The sequence below is a fragment of the Nonomuraea sp. NPDC049695 genome, from assembly GCF_040674955.1.
Lineage (GTDB): Bacteria > Actinomycetota > Actinomycetes > Streptosporangiales > Streptosporangiaceae > Nonomuraea > Nonomuraea helvata.
Genome location: NZ_JBFANV010000006.1, coordinates 35,179 through 54,431 on the forward strand (window position 1 = coordinate 35,179; position 19,253 = coordinate 54,431).

The window sequence follows — 19,253 nt, forward strand, 5'->3', positions numbered from 1 at the left end:
CAGGAGGCCTGCGGCGGGTCAGGCCAGCAGCCCCCGCTGCCGCCCGGCCGCGGCCGCCTGCGTGCGGGTGGAGACCTCCAGCTTCCCCAGGATGTTGGACACGTGGACGCTGACCGTCTTCTGGGCGATGAACAGCAGCTCCGCGATCTCCCGGTTGGTCAGCCCCTCGGCGACCAGCCGCAGCACCTCGATCTCCCGAGCCGTCAACCCGCCGTCGCCCTGCCCGCCACCCTGCTTGCCACTCTGCCCGCGGTCGAGGAACCGGGCCCGCCGCCCCAACTCCGTCAGCGCGTTCTCCAGCGGCACTGCCCGCAGCTTTCCCGCCGTCTCCCGGGCCAGCTCCCACTCCGCCTGCGCCCCCTCACGGTCGCCGGCCGCCAGCAGCGCCTCGGCCAGCCGCCACCGGGCCCGCGCCACCTCGTAGACGAACCCGAAGTCGAACGCCTCCACCACCTGGCGCCACAGCTCCACGTCGAGCCGCCCGTGCACGCGGTGCCACTCCGCCTCCACGCGCAGCGCCCAGGCCCGCCCCTCGGGCCCGAGGTGCCCGGGCCCGACGATGGGCCCGGAGTCGACGGCGAGGCGGGCGCGGGTGCGGAGCTCGTCGGCGCCCTCGGTCGTGCCCAGCTCGGCCAGCGCCCAGAGCCCGATGGCGGCCATCCTGAGCGCGCTCGCTTCGCCGTTGACCATCGGCGCCATGACCGCCCGCACGTGGTCGAGCGCCGTCGCGGGGTCGCCGTGCCAGAGCGCGTGCTCAGCGGCCAGCCCGCGGGACATGTACGCGGCCAGCTCGCTGTACCAGAACGGCCGCAGCCGGCTCAGCCGCTCCTCGACCGCGGGCAGATCCCGCGCCACCTCGATGAAGAGCGCGAACGACGACAGGATCGCCTCCGGCAGCGTGCCCACCCGCGCGCCGAACCCGGCCGCGACCGCCTCGGCCTGGTCCCACTCGCCGGCCACGTAGTGGATCAGGAACCGCAGGAACCGCAGATCGGTGCCGTAGGTGCTCCACTTGAGCCCGTTCTCGAACGCCACGCGGATGCCGGCGTCGGCCACCTCGGCTGCCTCGGCGAGCAGGCCCTGCTCGTAGTGGATGCGGGCGTGGTGGAAGCGGGCGCGCAGGTCCATCGCCAGGTCGCCGCTGCCCTCGGTGGAGGCCGTCTCGATCAGCTCGTGGGCCTTGTCCAGGTCACCGCGGAGCTCCACATAGGTGGCCAGCGTGAGCAGCGCGCCCGCCTCGGCGTCTCTGACCCCGGCGGCGCGGGCGGTCTCCAGCGCCCGCGCGGTCACGGCCTCGATGTCACGATGGCGGTCGCTCCAGAGCAGCGTCCGGGCGTGGGTCGCCAGGGCACGGGCGAGCGCCGCCTGGTCCTCCGCGCTCTCGACCGCGCGCTCCGCCGCCGCGATGGCGGCCGGCTGGTCCTCGGCCTCGTACAGGTAGTAGGCGAGCCGCTCGCTGACCTCGGACGTCGGCGGCAGAGCTTTGAGCTGGACGATCGCGCGATGGTTGTCGCCGCTGTCGGCCGCCATGACGGCGCTGCGGAACGCCAGCCGCTCCCGGCTCTCCCCGACCAGGGCGGCGGCCCCTTCGACCCGCTCCCAGAGGCCGAGCGCGTGGTCGTAGTGGCTGTGCGCCTCGGCGGGGGCCCCGAGCCGCTCGGCCAGACGGCCCGCCTCGGCCGACGCCGACAGCGCCCCGGCCAGGTCGTGACTGGCGAGGTGGTGGTAGGCCAGCTCGGCGGGCGACGTCAGCAGGCGGGCGAAGGCGGCGTGCAGCCGGGTGCGCTCGCCGGGCAGCAGGTCGGTGTAGACGACTTCCTGGAGCAGCGCGTGGCGGAAGGTGTAACCGTAGCCGTCGACCCTGAGCAGCCCACGCGAGACGATCTCCCTGACCGCCTCTTCGAACTCGGCCAGCGGCAGCCCCGACACCTCGCGCAGCAGCTCGTCCTCCACCTGCCGCCCCGCCACGGCGGCGGCCCGCAGCACCCGCTGCCCCGACTCGGAGAGCACCTCGACCCTGGTCATGAGCAGGCTGGCCAGCCCGTCGGGCAGGCTGTCGCCCTCGGCCACGGCCGCGAACAGCTCTTCGGCATAGAAGGGATTGCCGTCGGCGCGGGACACGATCAGGTCGAGCTCCTGAGCACCCATCTCGCCCAATGTGGCCACATAGTCGGACATGTCGCCGGAGGCCAGCGGTCCCAACTCGACGCCCATCACCGTGGGCAGCCGCTTCAGCTCGGCCAGCACGGAGCGGAGCGGGTGGCGGCGGTGGAGGTCGTCGGTGCGGTATGTGCCGACCACGCAGACCTGCTCGCTCTGCACCATGCGGCTGAGGAAGACGAGCAGATCGCGGGTGGACCGGTCGGCCCAGTGCAGGTCCTCGATCACGAACAGCACGGGTTGGACGTCGGCCAGCAGCCCGAGCAGCGAGCCGAACAGCCGCTGCTGCGTGAGCCCGGTCGAGGGGGCGCTCTCCATGCCCGGCAGCAGCTGGCCCAGCATGGGGTGGGCGGCGGCGGCCTCGCGCACGGCCGGCTCCGCGCCGCGCAGCGCGTCGGCCAGCGGCAGGTACGGCAGCGAGTCGCCCAGCTCGGCGCACTGGCCGACCAGCACGTGGAAGCCGCGCTCGCGGGCCTCCGAGACGAGCTCTGCCGTCAGCCGGGTCTTGCCGATGCCGGCGTCCCCGCCGACGAGCGCGACCCCGGCCATGCCCTCGGCGGCGGATTGCAGCACCCGCACGAGTCCGGCCAGCTCAGCAGAGCGCCCGACAAGAAGCCCGTTCATGCCGGCAACTCTCTCACGCTCTACTGACATTCCATTGGTTCAGGAAACTCGCCCAAGATTGGCCCTCATCGACATACCAAAGGTATTTTACGCTGCTGTCTTGTGATCCACCCAACCACTTTCGCGCTCTTCGTGACGGCCTCGCTCGCCCTGGTCATCATCCCAGGCCCGAACCACCTCTACATCACCGCCAGGGGCATCGCCCAGGGGCGGGCGGCGGGCCTGGCCAGCGCGTTCGGCGTGGAGGCCGGCACGCTCGTGCACATCGCGGCCGCCGCCGCGGGCCTCTCGTACGTGATCGCGCGATCCGCCACACTGTTCGCGATCGTGAAGTGGGCCGGCGTCGCGTACCTCCTCTACCTGGGCATACGCGCGTTCACCGGCAAGCAGGTGGACGGCGGCACGCCGCCCCCGCAGCCGCTGAGGAAGGTCTTCCTCGAAGGCGTGCTGGTGAACGTGCTGAATCCCAAGGTGGCGCTGTTCTTCCTGGCGTTCCTGCCGCAGTTCGTCGACCCGGCCGCGGGTTCGCCCGCGCTCCAGGTCGTGCTCTTCGGCCTGACGCTGCTGCTCCTCGGGCTGATCTCGGACATCGTGTACGCGTGCACCGCCGGCGCGCTCGGCACCCGGCTCACCGCCAGGACCAAGACGCTCAGGTACGTCAGCGGCGTCGTCTACCTGGGGCTCGGGGTGGCCACGGCGTTCGCCGGGAGACAATGACCCCATGGCGCCCAGGAAGCAGCAGGAGATCTTCGACGCGACGTTGCGGCTCGTGGCGGAGAAGGGCTACGACGGGCTGACCGTCGAGGGGGTCGCCGAGCTGTCGGGCGTCAACAAGACCACGATCTACCGCTGGTGGCCGTCGAAGGCCGCGCTGCTGGGGGCCGCGCTGGTGGAGGCCGACGTGCTGGGGTTCGAGGCGCCCGACACGGGGAGCCTGCGCGGTGACCTGGTCGCGCTGGTCGAGGGCGTCAAGCGGCTGCTCACCGAGCCGCCGGCCAGCGACATCGCCGTCGCCGCGCTCGCCGCCGCCGTCCGCCACCCCGAACTGGACGCCCGGCGCTTCTTCGCCGACCGGTTCGCGAGGGAGCGGGAGATCTTCGAGCGTGCGGTACGGCGCGGCGAGCTCAAGGAGTCGATCGATCCCATGCTGATCGTCGATTTGCTGGCCGGGGCCGTATGGATGCGGGTGGTCTTCCGGGGGCTGCCCGTCGCGGACGACTTCCCGGATCAGGCTGTCTCGGTCCTCCTGGGCGGCGTCTAACCCGCTTCCGCGAGGGAGCGCCGTCGCCTGGACTGAGGAGCGCCGGGAGCGTAGCGACCAGAGCGACGAGGGAAGGCGACGGCTTCCCAGCGACCGAGCCCGCCTCTGCGGAGCAGAGGCCATCAACACAGCGCAGCTGGGATGCGGTCCAGCACCGGGTGGGGCACCAGCCCGTACGCGTAGAAGTCGACGGCGAGCGCTCCCGCCGCCTTCGCCCCCCGCGCCTTGGCCACCAGCCGGTCCGTCGAGTCGCTGTCCGGGTGGCCGGGCCGCAGCACGGCCCGCACCTCCCTGTCCTTGCCCACCGACCGCAGGTAGGCCCCCACGTCGTCGGCCACCCGGGCCGCGTCCCGCGCGTACGCGAGCACCCCGAACGCGGGCACGAGATCTCCCAGCGCCACCAGATCGACCCCGAGCTGCCAGGCGTCATGGGCGGCGAGCCCGGGCGTGGGCAGCCCGTCCCGGTAGCCCTTGACCGCGCCGGTCGCGTCGATGAACACCAGCTTGGACCCCTCGTCGGCCACCGCCGACGCCACCTCCGACACCAGCGTGGTGACGGTCTCGGACCGGGCCCTGGCGTAGGCGACGACGTCGGGCCCCGCGTACGCGGTCAGCGCCGCCCTGGTCACCTCGCCCTGCGCGGGCGGGTCGCCGTCGAGGACGCCGCCCACGATCCTGGCGCACTCGTCCCGCGCCACCTCGGCGTTCACGCCCAGGTCGGTGGCGCGGCGCATGCAGTAGTCGCAGAAGCAGAGCCCGAACAGGTACGCGTCCATCGGCCCGAGCGGCACGAACGAGCGCTGCGGCTTGAGCGGCCTGAAGTGCAGCGACTCGGCCACCACGCTGTCGGCCCCGAGCCTCGCCACCGCTCTGGCCAGCGCGACCGCGTACTCGCGCACGTCGGGGTGGGCGGGGCACAGGTCGGTGAGCGAGCCGCGGTCGCCGAAGCAGTCGCGTACGGTCACGTCCGGATGCTCCGTGCCGAGCGTCGCGTTGCGCAGGAACACCGTCCATCCGTGGAGCTTCATGGACCGTTTCGCACACGCCTCGCGAAGGCCGTCGAAAGCGTTCAGGTAGCCGGGCACGGGAGAAAGGCGGAGTCCGGCGAACAGATCGGGCGGCGGGACGAAGTGGGCCCCATCGTGGCGGATGGTCAGCCGGGACAGTCCGTGCGGGGTGACGTCGCGGGAGGCGTGGTGCACGGCTCCGACGGTGATGCCGTTGACGCCGTACGCGCTGATCCTGTCGAGCACCCGCTCGACGCCCTCGCCGCGCAGGTCTTCGACGAAGACGTACACCGAACTGTCCACAAGCAGACCTTAAGCGCTCTTGTGAGCGACGAAGTCGATCTCCACCAGGATGCCCAACAGCTGCGATCCTACGGTGGTGCGAGTGGGGTACGGCTGGCTGAAATAGGACTTGTAAACCTCGTTGTAGGCGGCGAAGTCGCGCTCCAGGTGCTGCAGGTGGACCGTGGACTTGACCACGTCGTCGAAGCCGAGCCCGTGGGCGGCCAGGATGGCGCCGAGGTTGCGCATGACCTGGTGCGTCTGGGTGGCGACGTCGTCGCCGACGATCTCACCGGTCTGCGGGTCGAGGGGGCCCATGCCGGAGGTGTAGACGAAGTCGCCGACCACCAGACCCTGCGAATAGGCGCCGATCGGGGCAGCGCCTTCGCTGGTCCTGAGCTCCTTTTTCACCGATGACTCCCTAGAAACTGGTGGTAATGGTGCCTACGACACGGTAGTCCCGATCAACCAGGGGCAGCACGCGCCACTTGTCGAACGCGGTGCAGGGATGGGAGATGCCGAACGCCAGCAGGTCACCGGGCTGAAGCCCGTCGGCGCGTACGACAGTGTGCTGGTCCTGCATCTTCACGATCGTGACGCCGTCGCGGCGCGGGATGGGCAGCCCCTCGTCGTAGGGGGCGTCCCGCTTGCCCATGCCCACGATCGCCAGCCCCGACTCGGGCGTGGACAGCACATGCGCCCACACCTCCAGCGCCGGCCGCAGCTCTCCGTCGATGCGGTTGAACGGGGTGCGCTCGCGGTAGTAGCCGTCGTCGTGGCTGACGTACGCGCCGCTGCGCAGCAGGATCCTCGCCTGCGTGGCGACGAGTTCCCGGCCGATCACGTCGAACCACTGGCTGCCGCCGACGGTCAGGATCGGGTTCCGGACGCGGACGTACTCGACGGCCTGCTGCAACAAGTCCAGATATTTCCGGACATCGTCGGCTGTCTTCAGCGCGCCCTCATAGCCCGCCACCCCGGCCAGCTCGACGTTCGGAACTGTCTGCACGTACGACGCCAGCTCCAGCAGCTGGTCCAGCGACCGGCACCCGGCTCGTCCGCCTTCGTGCCCCAGCTCCACCAGCACCCGGAACGGCCTGGATGCGGCATGCCGAGCGAGAATGTCCACCCCGGCCCGGGAGTCGACGAAGCTCAGGAACTCGAACCCGGGATCACGCTCCAGCTCGTCGGCCGCCCAGGCGAGCCCCGCCGGATCCACGATCTGGTTGGCGACCATGATCCGGCCCGTCCCGAACCCTCGGACCGCCCGCGCCTGCCGCGGCGTCGCGACCGTGAGACCCCAGGCACCCGCTTCGAGCTGAAGCGCGGCGATCTCAGCGGACATGTGCGTCTTGGCGTGCGGCGCGAGCTCCATCCCGTGGTCGCGGACGAAGGCCGCCATCGTGGCGACGTTGTGCTCCAGCGCTTCCTGGCGCACCACCATGAGGGGGAGGTCGAGCCCACCACCGAAGACCTGCTGCCCGAGCACGACACCCCTTTCGTCCGCGTCCGACCCTATCTCAGGCGGTCGCCGATCTAGGGGCGGAGCGCACGCCCCGGAGTCGCCCCGGTGAGCTCTCCCCCGGCCAGCACGCGTACCCCTGACACGAGCACGTCGTCGACCCCGGCCGCGAGCGTGCGCGGAGCCTCGTACGTCGCCCGGTCCGCCACGGCCGCCGGGTCGAACACCACCACGTCGGCCGCGAACCCGTTACGCACCAGCCCCCGGTCCGCCAGCCCGAAGCGCCTGGCCGGATGGGAGGCCAGATGCACCACGGCCTGCTCCCAGGTCCAGTCCGCCAGCTCCCGCACGTGCCGGCCGAGGAACCTGGCGAACGCCCCGAAACCGCGCGGATGCGGATGACCGCCCACATAGATGCCGTCGGAGCCGCCGGTGTGCGAGGGGTGCCGCAGCATCCGGCGTACCGACTGCTCTCCCTCCGGCCCCTCGTCGGGCCGGGCGGACACGACGCCGGCCTCCAGCCGCGTCTCCGTCAGGAGGCGGCGGCAGAACTCGGCGGGCGCCACCCCGGCCCGCTCGGCCGCCGCGACCATGGTCAGGCCCTCGGCCCACTCCAGTCCGGGCGCGTGCGAGACGGTCAGCCGCGGCCAGGTGTCCTCCAGCGACGGCCACCAGCCGTCCAGCTCGTCGGACGCGATCATCTCCAGCGCCCGGTCCGTCTCGGCGCCCGGCACGGAGTCCGGGAGCACGACCATGGCCAGGATCGTGTTGCCGCGCAGGTAGGGGTAGGTGTCGAAGGTGAGGTCCACTCCCTTGCCGAGCGCCTCCTCGACCAGCGGCAGCAGCACGTCCGCAGGGCCGTGCAGGTGGGAGACGTGGACGGCGGCTCCTGAGCGCTCGGCGATGTCCATGACCTCGGCCATGCCCACGCCTGCCCGCGCGCCGTAGGCCCGCATGTGGGTGACGTACGGAAGCGCGCCGAGCGGGGCGCACAGGGCGGCGAGCTCCTCGGCGGTGGCGTAGCGGCCGGGGAGGTATTCGAGCCCGCTCGACAGTCCGGCCGCGCCTTCGGACAGGCCCCGCTCGACGTGCCGGAGCATGGCCACCAGGTCGTCGCGACCAGGCCGATCGGGTGAGGGCCCCATGACGTCGTAGCGGATGGTGCCGTGCGGGAGGAGGTAGGCGGTGTTCAGCGCCACGGCGCGGTCGTAGCCGTCGAGCAGCTCCCCCACGGTCAGCGGCCCATCGAACCGGACGCTCCCTGGCAGCGGGCCGTTGACGGCGGCGAAGTAGCGGGAGGCGTAGGCGACGGTCGCGGCGGAGCCGGGGGCGAAGGACAGACCGTCCTGGCCGAGCACGAACGTGGTCACGCCCTGCCTGAGCGCCGCCCGCTGCACCCCCGGGTCGAAGACGGCCGCGTCCCCGTGGGCGTGGCAGTCCACGAAGCCGGGCGCGACGAACCGCCCCGTCGCGTCGATCACGGCCTCCGCCTGCGCGCCGTCGAGCCTCCCGACCGCCGCGATCCTGCCGCCCGCGACCGCCACATCCGCCCGGTACGGCGGGGCGCCCGTGCCGTCGAGCACCCGGCCGCCGCTGATGACTACGTCGAAGCTCACTCCAAGATTCAATCAGAGCCGCGCGAGTACGCCGGGGCGCACTGCGCGTGCTTGTCGATGGGCCGGGCGGCCAGCACGTCGCGGGCGCGGGCCCGGTCCGCGTTCCAGCCGTTCCAGGGGTCGGGACGGTTCAGCCCGTTGGCCGCGATCACGTCGCCGAGCACGCAGCTGCGCTGCGGCTCGGGCAGCTGGTCCAGGGCCGGCACCGCCTCCGCGCCGAGGTCGCCCAGGTAGTCGGAGTCCATCTTGGTGACGCCGCGCACCTCGACCTGCGTGCGGGCGACCTGGAGGTCGGGGTTCACGAGGGCGAACGCGCCCAGGCTCAGCCCGGTGACGAGTACGACCGTACGCGGGAGCCACCCGGAGCCGCGGCCCAGGAGCCGTGCCGCACCGGCCAGCAGCACCAGCGCGAACAGCGCGCCCAGCCACCACACCGTGGCCTGCACGGACAGGCGCAGCCTGGACAGGCCGTAGGCGTCGGTATAGAGGTTCATGCGGTGCAGGGCCGAGGCCAGCACCACCATGGTCAGCCCGCACAGCACGCCGAGCAGCAGCGCCAGCAGCAGGCGCTCGCGCCGCTCGACCCTGAGCAGCCCGGCGGCGACGGCCACGATGCCCAGCACGAACACGCTGACCACCACGAGCTGGAAGAACCCCTGCCTGGCATATTCGGCGTAGGTCAGGCCGGCCGTCTTCAGCACCCAGGAGTCGCCGCCGAACAGCACGGTGATCTGGACTGCCACGAAAGCGGCGAACAGCAGGTTCACCGCCGTGAGCGGCACCATCCAGACACTCCTGCTCACTCTGAACTTCGTGTCGGGCCCCACCGGGTCGACCACCGGCCTGAGCGCGACCAGCACCACGGCGGCCAGCACCACGGCGAACAGCACGAACAGGAAGATCCGCAGCGGCGCCGAGTCCGCCCAGTCCGGCGCGGTGGTCAGCCGCTCCAGGAAGGAGGCGAACACCGCGTCCGCCGACGCGAACAGCAGCCCGAACACCAGGAGCAGCACCGCGGTGATGCCCAGCGCGGCCAGCGCCGGCATGACGCGCCGCTTGGGCGACATCCGCTTGAACGGCTCCGCCAGGAACCACGCCACCGGGCCCAGAGCGGCGAGCAGCACGGACACACCGCCCCTGACCACGCCGAGCCAACCGGCTCCGGCTCCCGACACGGCCAGCGCGCCCAGCCCGGCCCCCGCCACGAGCAGGATCGCGACCAGCCAGTCGGCGTCGCGCACCGCCGCCATGGAGATCAGGAAGTACGCCGTCACCCCGAAGGCCACCGTCCACGGCGTCATCCGCCACATCACGGCGGGCAGCGCCGCCGCCCCCAGCACCATGGAGACCAGCACGATCCCCAGGCCGACCTGGGCGTCCGGCAGCGCCACGGCCGCGAACACCCCCGCCCCGGCCGCCGCGGGCAGGAGCCAGCGGGGCGGCTCGGGCAGTTGGGGCCTGGGGAAGAGCGGCGGGGGCACGTACGGGGGCGGCCCCGCCTGCTGCCGGTACGGCCCCTGCGCCGCATGGCCCGCCTGACCGTGCGCCGCCTGACCCGCCTGGCCGTGCGCCGAGCCGCCGGCCTGAGCCTGCCCCGAAGGACCGCCCTGGGCATGTGCCACGGGACCTCCCACCTGCTGCGCCGAGAGACCGGGACCGGCGCCGTGCGCCTGCGCCTGCCCTGAAGGGCCGCTCTGGGCCGCGGGACCACCCGCCTGTGCAACCTGGGTAACAGGGCCGCCCGCCCCTTGGTTCGCCGACGGGTAGCCCGGGGCATGGGCCATTGACTGATACGCCGCGACCTGCGCCGCCTGGTAGGCGGCAGCGGCGGCGCGGCGTCCCGAACCGGCGCCCAGCGCCGCGCCGACCGCGCCCATGAACGCGATGCACAGGATGAACGTGGCCAGTGCCAGCCCGTCGCCGAAGGTCACACTGACGAACACGGCACCGAACAGGCCGACCAGGAACCCGATCAGCACACCGATGATGCCGCCGGCGACCATCCTGGCGAGCCCGACGCGTGCAGGCGGCGGCACCACGGCGCCGTTCCTCGACGCGACACCCGCCGCGTCGCTGCCGAGCGCGGGTTCCGCCACCACGACGCCGCCGCTCGACGTGACGCCGACCGTGTCGATGCCCGGCGCGCTCGCCGTCGCCAAAGCCGTGAGGGCCGCAAGCCCGGCAGCCGCGTCACCGCCGACCGCTTGGCCCGATGCCACGCCACTGCCCTGGGACACGGCACCGTTCTGGGACACGTCACCGCCCTGAGACCCGGCACCGTCACTGGACGCGAGCTCCACCTCGCCGGTCCCCGTGTCCGCCGCCGCATCGCCCCCGGCGGCCGCGTTGCCCGTCACCCCATCGGTCGCGAGAGAACTCGCAACCGGAGTCGCCCCGACCGACGCGTCCTCCATAGCCGGAGCCGCAGCCGCAGCCGTGGACGAGGCCGGCAGCCGGTCGTCCCCCGTGCCCCGCTCGCCGTCTAACGGCACGTCCGCCATCGTCGTCCTTCCTGGTAAGTCGACGACCATGCGGCACCCCGCACCGTCGTCGATACGAATGGAACCCCCGTGCAGCTCGACGATCTCCTTCACGATGGCCAGCCCCAACCCGGCGCCCCCGGAGTCGGCCGCCCGGCCCGTGTCCAGCCGGGAGAAGCGCTCGAACACGCGCGCCCGGGCCGCAACCGGGATCCCCGGTCCCCGATCGGCGACCGTCAGCCGGACGCCGTCCCCTTCAGGGGTGGCGCTCACGGTGACCACCCCGTCCGGCGGGCTGTGCCGTACCGCGTTGTCGAGGAGGTTGGCCAGGACCTGGGCGAGCAGGTCGGGGTCGGCGCGCACCACCAGGTCGGCGGGTGCCGACGGCCGGATCGTGACGTCCTCGCGGGCCAGCGACGCCTCGAGGACCGCCTGCTCGAGCAGCGGTGCCAGCTCGATCGCCTCGGGCTCGATCAGCCGCACGCCGGAGTCCAGCCGCGACAGGTCCAGCAGCTGGGCCACGAGGCGGCCGAGGCGCTCGGTCTGGGAGAGCGCGGTCCGCATGGTGACGGGGTCGGGGGCGGAGACGCCGTCCACGACGTTCTCCAGGACCGCGCGCAGGCCGGTGATGGGGGTGCGGAGCTCGTGGCTGACGTTCGCGATGAGCTCGCGCCGCTGCCGGTCCACCTCGCCGAGGTCGGCCGCCATCGCGTTGAACGCCCTGGCCAGCTCCCCGACCTCGTCGCGGGACGTGGCGGTCACGCGGAGCCCGTACCGGCCCTTGGCGATCGTCTGCGCGGCGCTGGCCATCTGGCGCAGCGGCTTGGTCATCCCCATGCCCAGGAGCTGCACCATGATCAACGCCAGGATCACGGCGACCGCGATGCGCACCTCGCGGGAGAAGCCGGAGTTGAGCCCGACCTCGTTCACCACGAACGCGGTCCCCACGGCCAGCACGATCACGATGCCGAGCTTGACCTTGATCCGGCCGAGGAAGTCGAGCGGCCTCATCGGCGGACCAGCGCGTAGCCGACGCCGTGCACCGTGCGCACCACGTCCGAGCCCAGCTTGCGGCGCAGCGCCCGTACGTGGCTGTCCACGGTCCTGGTCGCCGCGGCCTCCGAGAAGCCCCACACGTCCGACAGCAGCCGGTCGCGCTCGAAGACCTGCCCGGGCCGCTCGGCCAACCGGCGCAGCAGGTCGAACTCGGTCCTGGTGAGTTGCGCCTCCGCGCCCCCCACGAACACCCGGCGGGCCGCGGTGTCGATCTCCACCTCGCCCACCCTGATCACCGTGTCCTCGGCCGCGAGCTGGGCCGCACGTTCGACCCTGCGCAGCAGCGCGTGGATCCTGGCCACCAGCTCGCGCATGCTGAACGGCTTGGCCAGGTAGTCGTCGGCCCCCACCCCGAGCCCGACCAGCACGTCGGTCTCCTCACCGAGCGCGGTCAGCATGAGCACGGGCACCGGCCTGGCCGCCTGCATCCGCCGGCACACCTCTAACCCGTCGAGCCCCGGCAGCAGCCGGTCGAGGATCACCAGGTCGGGCTCCGCCCTGCCGTACTGGATCAGGGCGTCCTGCCCGTCGCCGGCCACCCTGACGTCGAAGCCCTCGGCGGCCAGCCGGTTCCGTACGGCCAGCGCGATCGTCACATCGTCCTCGACCACGAGGATGCGTCGCTGCTCTGCCACGTACGAAAGCCTAGAAGCGCCCTGTGCAGACGACACTCCTAAATCTGTGCACAAACAGTGCAGACTTGCCTCGTGAACACCGCCGGATACCTCAGCCGCCTCGGCCTGTCCCACCTGCGCAGCGCCCCCACCAGCGCGGACAACCTGCGGGCCCTCCACGTCGCGCACATCGAGAAGGTCTCGTACGAGGCGCTGGAGATCTGGCTCGGCCGCACCACCACCGTCGATCCCGTCGAGTCGGCGGAGCGCATCATCCGCGGGCGCGGCGGATACTGCTACCACCTCAACGGCGCGTTCTCCGAGCTGCTCAGGGCGCTGGGGTACGACGTGACCAGGCACGTCGGCGGCGTCCAGAACCGCGGCGCCGAGCCTGCCATCACCGCCAACCACCTGGTGCTCACCGTGCGGGGGCTCCCGTCGGAGGAGAATCCCGGTGGCGAGTGGCTGGCCGACGTCGGGCTCGGCGACGCGCTCCACGCGCCGCTCCCGCTGGTCGCGGGCGCGTACCGGCAGGGTCCGTTCGAGTTCGCCCTCCGCCCGTCGGAGCTCGCGCCGGGTGGCTGGCGGTTCGAGCACGATCCGGCTGGTTCGTTCCAGGGCATGGACTTCGATCCGGCCCCCACGGACATGTCGGCGTTCGTCGAGATGCACCGGCATCTGACCACGTCGCCGGAGTCCGGCTTCGTCCGCACGGCCGCGATCCTGCGACGTGACGCGTACGGCGCGGACATCCTGCGCGGGCTCGTGCTGAGCCGGCTCGGCGGCAGCGCCCACTCGGTCACCCTGGACGGCGCGCCGGACTATTTCGCGGCGCTGGCGGACATCTTCCTGCTGCCGCTCGACGACGTGAACGCCGGGGAGAAGGAGAAGCTCTGGCGCAAGGTGAACGACGCGCATGAGGCCTGGCTGGCCGGTGACCCATCGTGACGAACGTGCGCTATCGTGCACCTCGACATGGGTGAGACCAGGAAGTTAGCCGGTCGCTACCGGCTGCTGAACCCCCTGGGCACGGGCTCCGTCCGCCTGGCCTTCGACGAGTCGGAGCACCGTGACGTCGCGGTCCGGGAGCTGCGGGTCCCGGCCGAGCTGCGCGACGTCGCGCTGCAGGAGGCGCGCAGGGCGTCCGGGCTGCGGCACGCCTCGATCGTGCGGGTGCTGGACGTGGTGATCGAGGACCGCACGCCGTGGCTGGTCATGGAGTTCGTGTCAGGGGCGTCGCTGGAGCACACCGTACGCTCGCGCCGCCCGCTGCCGGTGGCGCAGGCGGCCCGGGTGGGCGTCTGCCTCCTCGCGGCCCTGACGGTCGCGCACGAGGCCGGGATCGTGCACGGGCGCGTCGAGCCGGGCAACGTCCTGCTCATCCCGACCGGTCGCGCGGTGCTGACCGGCTTCGGCTTCCCCAGTCTCAGCATGCTGCCCTCCGCCGACCTGTGGTCCCTGGCCGCCACGCTGCACTTCGCGGTGGAGGGCCGCCCGCCGGGACAGGTGCCCGCGGAGGGCACGGATCCGCTCAGATCGCTCGTCAGAGCCATGCTCCACCCATCGGGCCCGCCGCCGCTCGACGTGATACGCGAGACCCTGCACCTCGTGGCCGTGGACCGCCCGCTGGACGTGATGATCGCGACGGCCGGCCCGCTGCCGGTCCCCGAGGTGGCCGCGATCGGGCTCTCCCTGATCGACCAGCTCCAGGCGGCGGACACGTTCCACGGCGGGGTGCAGCCGGGCAACGTCCTCATCGACGCCCAGGGCCGGGCTCGGCTGATCCCGCTGCTGAGGTCCGGAACCCTGCCGGCCTACACGGCCCCGGAGGCCGCCCCCACCATGGCCGCCGACCTGTGGTCACTGGGCGCCACGCTCTTCACCGCCGTCGAGGGCGTACCGCCCGCGCCGGGCGCGCCACTGGCCAGGGCCGGTGCGCTCGCCCCCGTCCTGTTCCGCCTGCTGTCCGGCGATCCGTTGGAACGTCCCACTCCGGACGAGCTCCGCCACGACCTCGAGTCGGTACGGCAGCCGGGTAAAGATTGAGATACATCGCGAGCGGAACCAAGACGAGGGGTTCAGTCGTTGGTCAGGCGACGCAGAATGTGGGAGAGGCGGGGCGTGCGCTCCGTGTTCGGAGGAAGTTGAGTATGTCGCCAGTCCAGAAGTACGCCATTGGCGCAGGCGCTGCGGTTCTGCTCTCGCTGATCTTCTTGCCCGGATGGGTCACCCTGCTGGTCGTCCTCGGCGTGGTCGCCGCCCCCGTGGTCGGTTACCTGATGCTCGACCCGTCGCAGCGCGAGCGGCTCAAGAGGGCCCGCAGGCGCGGCATCGGCCACTGAGCCCTGGCGGCGGGGGCCTCGCCGGGCTCCCGCCGCGCTCAGGCCTCCGCGGTCGCCGCCGCCTCGGCCCCCTGCACGCGCTGGGTCACTTTGCGCTCGACATAGAACGACAGGAACGGCACCGTGCCCCCGACCATGACGCCGAGCATGTACGGCCACGTCCAGCGCGCCTTCATGCCCAGGTTCATGACCGTGACCAGATAGATCATGTAGAGCCCGCCGTGGATGGGGGCGACGACCTTCGACATCGCCGGGTTGTCGAAGCCGTAACGGATCACCATGGCCACGCAGAGCACGAGCAGCATGACGCCCACCACGTACGCGAGCACCCGGAAGGGCTTCAGAGCCGATTCCACGATTAACCTTCCAGAGCCATCTCAGGGGACTTTGCACGGTCCCGATCGTTTCGTACGGCGTCGCGTACGAAGTGGAACCACATGAACACGGCGAACCCGGCGAAGATCCACCAGTTGGCCGCATACGCCAGATTACGCCAGGTCAGCGTGCCACCCACCACCGGCGGCTGGACCTTGACCTGTGCCAACGAGCCCGACGGCGGCTGCGCCACGACATAGCCGGTGCGTACCCTCTGGCCGCTCCACAAGTTGACCAGCTCACCTGTGGACACCGTCTGCACCTGGCCGGCAGGCAGCCCTTCCGCGCGCCGCTGCACGCTGTCGGTGCCCTGCTGCGGCCGCAGCCGTCCGGGCACCGTGACCCGGCCCTGCGGCACCGCGGCGACCGCCGGGTCGTCGGCCTTGGCCGTCCAGCCCCGTACGACCGGCATGAGCGTGCCGTCGTCGAGCCTGAGCGGCGTGAGCACCCAGTAGCCGCGGTCACGCGAGACGTTGCCGCCCGGAGCGTCGACATCGGCCCGCCGGTCGGCGACCAGGAGCTGACGGTCCGGCTCGTAGACGCCCTCCGCCGTGACCTTGCGGCCCACGACCTCGCCGCTCAGCTGCGGGCCCACCTGGGCGAGCGTGCCGACCGCGACGGGGCCCGGGTCCGTGGAGGCGTGCGGCTTGCCGGAGTCCTGGAAGACGCCGAGCTGCCAGCGCCCGAGCAGGATGAACGCGACCAGGACCACTGCCGTGAGCAGGTGCAACACCATGACACGGGGCGAGAGCAGGGTCCTGAGCATGCTTCAAAGCTATCCGCCGGGTGGGGTGGTCCCCTAATCAGCCCGCCCTATTTGATCCCGCCAAACGGCGCAAACGGAACAGGCTCTCACGCTAGGCTGCTGGCCATGTCTGACCAGCATATCGACCCGGCGGGCAACACCCAGCAGTTCAAGGCTTTCGCGCAGCGCCGCGAGCAGGAAGCCGCCGTCCCGCCCAAGAAGTCGCCCCTCGTGCCCATCATCGCGGTCGTCGCCGTGATCGTGATCCTCGGCGTCGCCGCCTTCCTCCTGCTGAAGTAGCCCAAACAACGGGATCGACCCGCCGCGGGGGCCGTGGCGGGTTCTTGCCGTTCCTCCGTCCGGAGTACGGCGGGCACCGTGACGGGACTCACTATGGACCTGATGGGGAAGCGCTCATTACATTGGATTTAGCGTCCAATAAGCGTGCGCCCCGGGAGGTCCAATGCCAGGGTTGGCGATCATCGGGTCCGGGTTCGCGGGGATCGGCATGGCCATCAAGCTCAAGGAAGCGGGCTTCCACGACTTCGTCATCCTCGAGAAGGCCGCCGAGCTGGGCGGCACCTGGCGCGACAACACCTATCCCGGCTGCGCGTGCGACGTGCCCTCGCACATGTACTCCTACTCGTACGAGCTGAATCCCGACTGGTCGCGGATGTTCTCCCCGCAGGAGGAGATCTGGGACTACATGCGCTCGTGCGCGGACAAGTACGGCGTGACCCAGCACATCCGGTACGGCAAGCGCGTCGTCGCCCTCGAATACGACGACGCCCGGCGGGACTGGTCGGTCGCCACGGACGACGGCGAGACGTTCCGCACGAACGCCGTGGTCTCTGCCATCGGCGCCCTACACATCCCGAAATTTCCCGAAATTTCGGGACGCGAGTCCTTTGCCGGACCCGCCTTCCACTCCGCCGAATGGGACCACTCGATCGACCTGACCGGCAAGCGCGTGGCCGTCATCGGCACCGGCGCCTCGGCCATCCAGTTCGTCCCCCAGATCGCCCCGGTCGCGGGCCGCCTGACGGTCTTCCAGCGCACGCCCCCGTGGATCCACCCCAAGCCCGACTTCGCCTTCTCGCGGGGCGCGCGCCGGATCCTGCGCGCGCCGGGCCTGGCCAGGACCATGCGCGGCGCCCTCTACTGGGCCCTGGAGTCGAGGGCGCTCGGCTTCACCGTCGATCCGCGCCTCATGAAGGTCCACGAGAAACTGGCCCGCAGGCACCTCGAAGCCCAGGTCCCCGACCCCGCCCTGCGCCGCCGGCTCACCCCCGACTACCTGATCGGCTGCAAGCGCATCCTCATCTCCAGCGACTACTACCCGGCCTTGAACAGGGACAATGTCGAGCTGGTGACGGATGAGATCGCCGAGATCAGGCCGTACTCGATCGTGGACGCCGCCGGCGTCGAGCACGAGGTCGACGTGATCGTCTACGGCACCGGATTCAAGGTCGTGGACGCGATCCAGGACCAGCACATCGTCGGCAGGGGCGGGCTGAAGCTGCAGGACGCCTGGCAGGACGGCATCGAGACCTACTACGGCATCACCACGGCGGGCTTCCCCAACCTGTTCTTCCTGCTCGGCCCCAACACGGGCCTCGGGCACAACTCGGTCGTGTTCATGATCGAGTCGCAGGTCCGCTACGTCATCGACTGCCTGCGCCTGCTCTCCAGGACCCAGGCCAGGGCCGTCGAGGTCAAGCCGGGGGTGCAGCAGGCGTTCGGCCGCCGTCTGCGCGAACGGCTCGACCCTCTCGTCTGGAACGCCGGCGGCTGCACCTCCTGGTATCTGGACGAGCACGGAGTCAACCGGACGATCTGGCCCGGCTTCACCTTCGAGTACTGGGCGCGTACCAGGAGGGTGAAGCCGGAGGCGTACGAGCTCATCTACTGAAGGGGCCGCCTGGCCTCGATGAGGACCCGTGAGGAGTGCGCCACGAACGGCCCTTCCTGCTCGATCTGATCGTGCAGCTCACGCAGCCTGTCCGCATAGCGCTCCACCGAGAACCCCGGCACGATCCAGATCACCTTCCGCAGGAAGTAGATCACCGCCCCGACGTCGTGAAACTCCATCCGCAGCCGCTCGAACCGCAGGTCCACGACCTCCAGCCCGGAGGCCTCCGCCTCCTCCTTGGCAGCTCTGGGATCTCGGGCCGAGCCGTCCAGCGGCCCCAGGAAGAACTCGGCCAGCTCGAAGACGCTCCTGGGACCGATCTGCTGGGAGAGGTAGGCCCCGCCGGACCGCAGCACGCGGGCGATCTCGTCCCACCACGTCCGCACGGGGTGGCGGCTGGTCACCAGGTCGAAGGTCCCGCTCCTGAACGGCAGGCATGACCCGCCGTCGTCGGCCACGACCCAAGCTCCCCGTGGTCGCAGCCGGGACGCGGCGAGCGCGAGGTTGGGCGGCCAGGACTCGGTGGCCACGGCCACCGGCGGCAGCTTCGGCACACCGGCGAGGACCTCGCCCCCACCGGTCTGGATGTCGAGCGCCGCCTCGACCGTGGCCATGCGCTCACCCAGGAGGCGGGCGTAGCCCCAGGAGGGCCGCTCCTCGCTGGCCCGGCCGTCGAGCCAGGAGAAGTCCCAGCCGTCCACGGAGACCGTGGCGGCCTCCTGGACGAGGTCGTCATACGTGCGGCGCATCCTTCGACCTTGTCAGCGGGGCCGCCGGACGTTCAATCGAATTTCCCGCCCCGGCCACGCGGCTGCGCACCGCGGCGCGGCCCATTGGGCCGACCGGTGCGAGCGTCAGGCCACGCGGCTGCGCACCGTGGCGCGGTCGATGCCGAGTTGGTCGATCAGGTGCGCCACCGGGTCGGGCCGGCCCTGCGCGAGCAAGGTCAGCACGAGGTGCCGCGGCCCCTCAGCCGCCCTGGTCTTCATCGTCGTGCCCTTGATCGCCTGGTTGATGACCGCCCGGGCGCTCGATGTGAGCCCGGTGCTCGGCACCGGCGGGTGCTTGCGCTGCGTCCGTGGCATGTCGCCGACCTCCAGGCCGAGCATGCGCAGCGCCGCCCGGTCGAGCTCCTCGAGCGCGGCCCGCGCGCCCGCCACGTCCGCGCCGAGCGCCCGGGCGAGGTCAGCGTCGTGCAGGGCGCCGAGCAGCAGGTGCTCGGTGCCCACGCGGCGGTCGCCCCGCTGCCTGGCCTCCTCGAACGCGCTTTTGATGATCACCCCGAACTTGCTCTTCTCGAAGCCGAACATCGCGAGA

18 protein-coding genes are annotated in these 19,253 nt (G+C 71.5%); 7 read left to right on the forward strand and 11 right to left on the reverse strand.

Features of this window, described 5'->3' with window-relative positions:
• Positions 1-18: 18 nt before the first annotated feature.
• Positions 19-2,784 (reverse strand): AAA family ATPase, encoded by a 2,766-nt coding sequence (locus AB0J64_RS07600; protein ID WP_364022220.1) that lies wholly within the window; start codon positions 2,782-2,784, stop codon positions 19-21.
• A 102-nt stretch (positions 2,785-2,886) separates the two neighbouring features.
• Between AB0J64_RS07600 and AB0J64_RS07605 the strand changes: the two genes are divergently transcribed.
• Together AB0J64_RS07605 and AB0J64_RS07610 are read left to right on the forward strand one after the other, a co-directional pair.
• The gene (locus AB0J64_RS07605; RefSeq protein ID WP_364022223.1) at positions 2,887-3,501 is read left to right on the forward strand and encodes a LysE family translocator; all 615 of its coding nucleotides are present in this window, start codon (positions 2,887-2,889) and stop codon (positions 3,499-3,501) included.
• 4 nt (positions 3,502-3,505) lie between these two features.
• Positions 3,506-4,045 carry a TetR/AcrR family transcriptional regulator gene (locus AB0J64_RS07610; RefSeq protein ID WP_364022226.1) on the forward strand — a complete coding sequence of 180 codons (540 nt, stop codon included), beginning with the start codon at positions 3,506-3,508 and terminating at the stop codon, positions 4,043-4,045.
• Between the two features lie 122 nt (positions 4,046-4,167).
• Here the strand turns inward: AB0J64_RS07610 and AB0J64_RS07615 are convergent, their stop codons facing one another.
• Genes AB0J64_RS07615 through AB0J64_RS07640 form a run of 6 tightly spaced genes read right to left on the reverse strand, consistent with a single transcriptional unit; the run spans position 4,168 to position 12,583 of the window.
• A complete protein-coding gene (locus tag AB0J64_RS07615) occupies positions 4,168-5,355 on the reverse strand; it encodes a hypothetical protein (protein WP_364022229.1) in 1,188 nt (395 codons plus the stop codon).
• A gap of 9 nt (positions 5,356-5,364) precedes the next feature.
• On the reverse strand, positions 5,365-5,745 hold the full coding sequence (locus AB0J64_RS07620; RefSeq protein ID WP_364022232.1) for a Rid family detoxifying hydrolase: 381 nt from the start codon (positions 5,743-5,745) through the stop codon (positions 5,365-5,367).
• Between the two features lie 10 nt (positions 5,746-5,755).
• Positions 5,756-6,823: an alanine racemase gene (locus AB0J64_RS07625; RefSeq protein WP_364022235.1), complete on the reverse strand. Its 1,068-nt coding sequence runs from the start codon at positions 6,821-6,823 to the stop codon at positions 5,756-5,758.
• A 47-nt stretch (positions 6,824-6,870) separates the two neighbouring features.
• A complete protein-coding gene (locus AB0J64_RS07630) occupies positions 6,871-8,412 on the reverse strand; it encodes an amidohydrolase family protein (protein WP_364022238.1) in 1,542 nt (513 codons plus the stop codon).
• Between the two features lie 8 nt (positions 8,413-8,420).
• On the reverse strand, positions 8,421-11,903 hold the full coding sequence (locus tag AB0J64_RS07635) for a DUF4153 domain-containing protein (RefSeq protein ID WP_364022240.1): 3,483 nt from the start codon (positions 11,901-11,903) through the stop codon (positions 8,421-8,423).
• Complete coding sequence (locus tag AB0J64_RS07640) at positions 11,900-12,583, reverse strand: response regulator transcription factor (protein WP_357613553.1); 684 nt, start codon at positions 12,581-12,583, stop codon at positions 11,900-11,902. The genes AB0J64_RS07635 and AB0J64_RS07640 overlap by 4 nt, the downstream gene beginning before the upstream one ends.
• A gap of 72 nt (positions 12,584-12,655) precedes the next feature.
• Between AB0J64_RS07640 and AB0J64_RS07645 the strand changes: the two genes are divergently transcribed.
• The 3 genes from AB0J64_RS07645 (at position 12,656) to AB0J64_RS07655 (ending at position 14,904) form a co-directional block, all read left to right on the forward strand.
• On the forward strand, positions 12,656-13,510 hold the full coding sequence (locus tag AB0J64_RS07645) for an arylamine N-acetyltransferase (RefSeq protein ID WP_364022243.1): 855 nt from the start codon (positions 12,656-12,658) through the stop codon (positions 13,508-13,510).
• Between the two features lie 27 nt (positions 13,511-13,537).
• The gene (locus AB0J64_RS07650; protein WP_364022246.1) at positions 13,538-14,608 is read left to right on the forward strand and encodes a protein kinase; all 1,071 of its coding nucleotides are present in this window, start codon (positions 13,538-13,540) and stop codon (positions 14,606-14,608) included.
• A gap of 104 nt (positions 14,609-14,712) precedes the next feature.
• Positions 14,713-14,904 (forward strand): hypothetical protein, encoded by a 192-nt coding sequence (locus AB0J64_RS07655; RefSeq protein WP_364022249.1) that lies wholly within the window; start codon positions 14,713-14,715, stop codon positions 14,902-14,904.
• 38 nt (positions 14,905-14,942) lie between these two features.
• Here the strand turns inward: AB0J64_RS07655 and AB0J64_RS07660 are convergent, their stop codons facing one another.
• A complete protein-coding gene (locus AB0J64_RS07660) occupies positions 14,943-15,260 on the reverse strand; it encodes a DUF3817 domain-containing protein (protein WP_364022252.1) in 318 nt (105 codons plus the stop codon).
• Positions 15,261-15,262: 2 nt separating this feature from the next.
• Positions 15,263-16,045, reverse strand: coding sequence for an SURF1 family protein (locus AB0J64_RS07665; protein WP_364022255.1), 783 nt, complete (start codon positions 16,043-16,045; stop codon positions 15,263-15,265).
• A 105-nt stretch (positions 16,046-16,150) separates the two neighbouring features.
• Between AB0J64_RS07665 and AB0J64_RS07670 the strand changes: the two genes are divergently transcribed.
• Together AB0J64_RS07670 and AB0J64_RS07675 are read left to right on the forward strand one after the other, a co-directional pair.
• Positions 16,151-16,324, forward strand: coding sequence for a hypothetical protein (locus AB0J64_RS07670; protein WP_344996276.1), 174 nt, complete (start codon positions 16,151-16,153; stop codon positions 16,322-16,324).
• Positions 16,325-16,487: 163 nt separating this feature from the next.
• Positions 16,488-17,936: an NAD(P)/FAD-dependent oxidoreductase gene (locus tag AB0J64_RS07675; protein ID WP_364022258.1), complete on the forward strand. Its 1,449-nt coding sequence runs from the start codon at positions 16,488-16,490 to the stop codon at positions 17,934-17,936.
• On the opposite strand, the gene AB0J64_RS07680 is transcribed toward AB0J64_RS07675, so the two are convergent.
• Together AB0J64_RS07680 and AB0J64_RS07685 are read right to left on the reverse strand one after the other, a co-directional pair.
• Positions 17,930-18,685: a class I SAM-dependent methyltransferase gene (locus tag AB0J64_RS07680; RefSeq protein ID WP_364022261.1), complete on the reverse strand. Its 756-nt coding sequence runs from the start codon at positions 18,683-18,685 to the stop codon at positions 17,930-17,932. The genes AB0J64_RS07675 and AB0J64_RS07680 overlap by 7 nt on opposite strands.
• Positions 18,686-18,790: 105 nt before the next feature.
• Positions 18,791-19,246 (reverse strand): Clp protease N-terminal domain-containing protein, encoded by a 456-nt coding sequence (locus AB0J64_RS07685; RefSeq protein ID WP_364022263.1) that lies wholly within the window; start codon positions 19,244-19,246, stop codon positions 18,791-18,793.
• Positions 19,247-19,253: the final 7 nt, after the last annotated feature.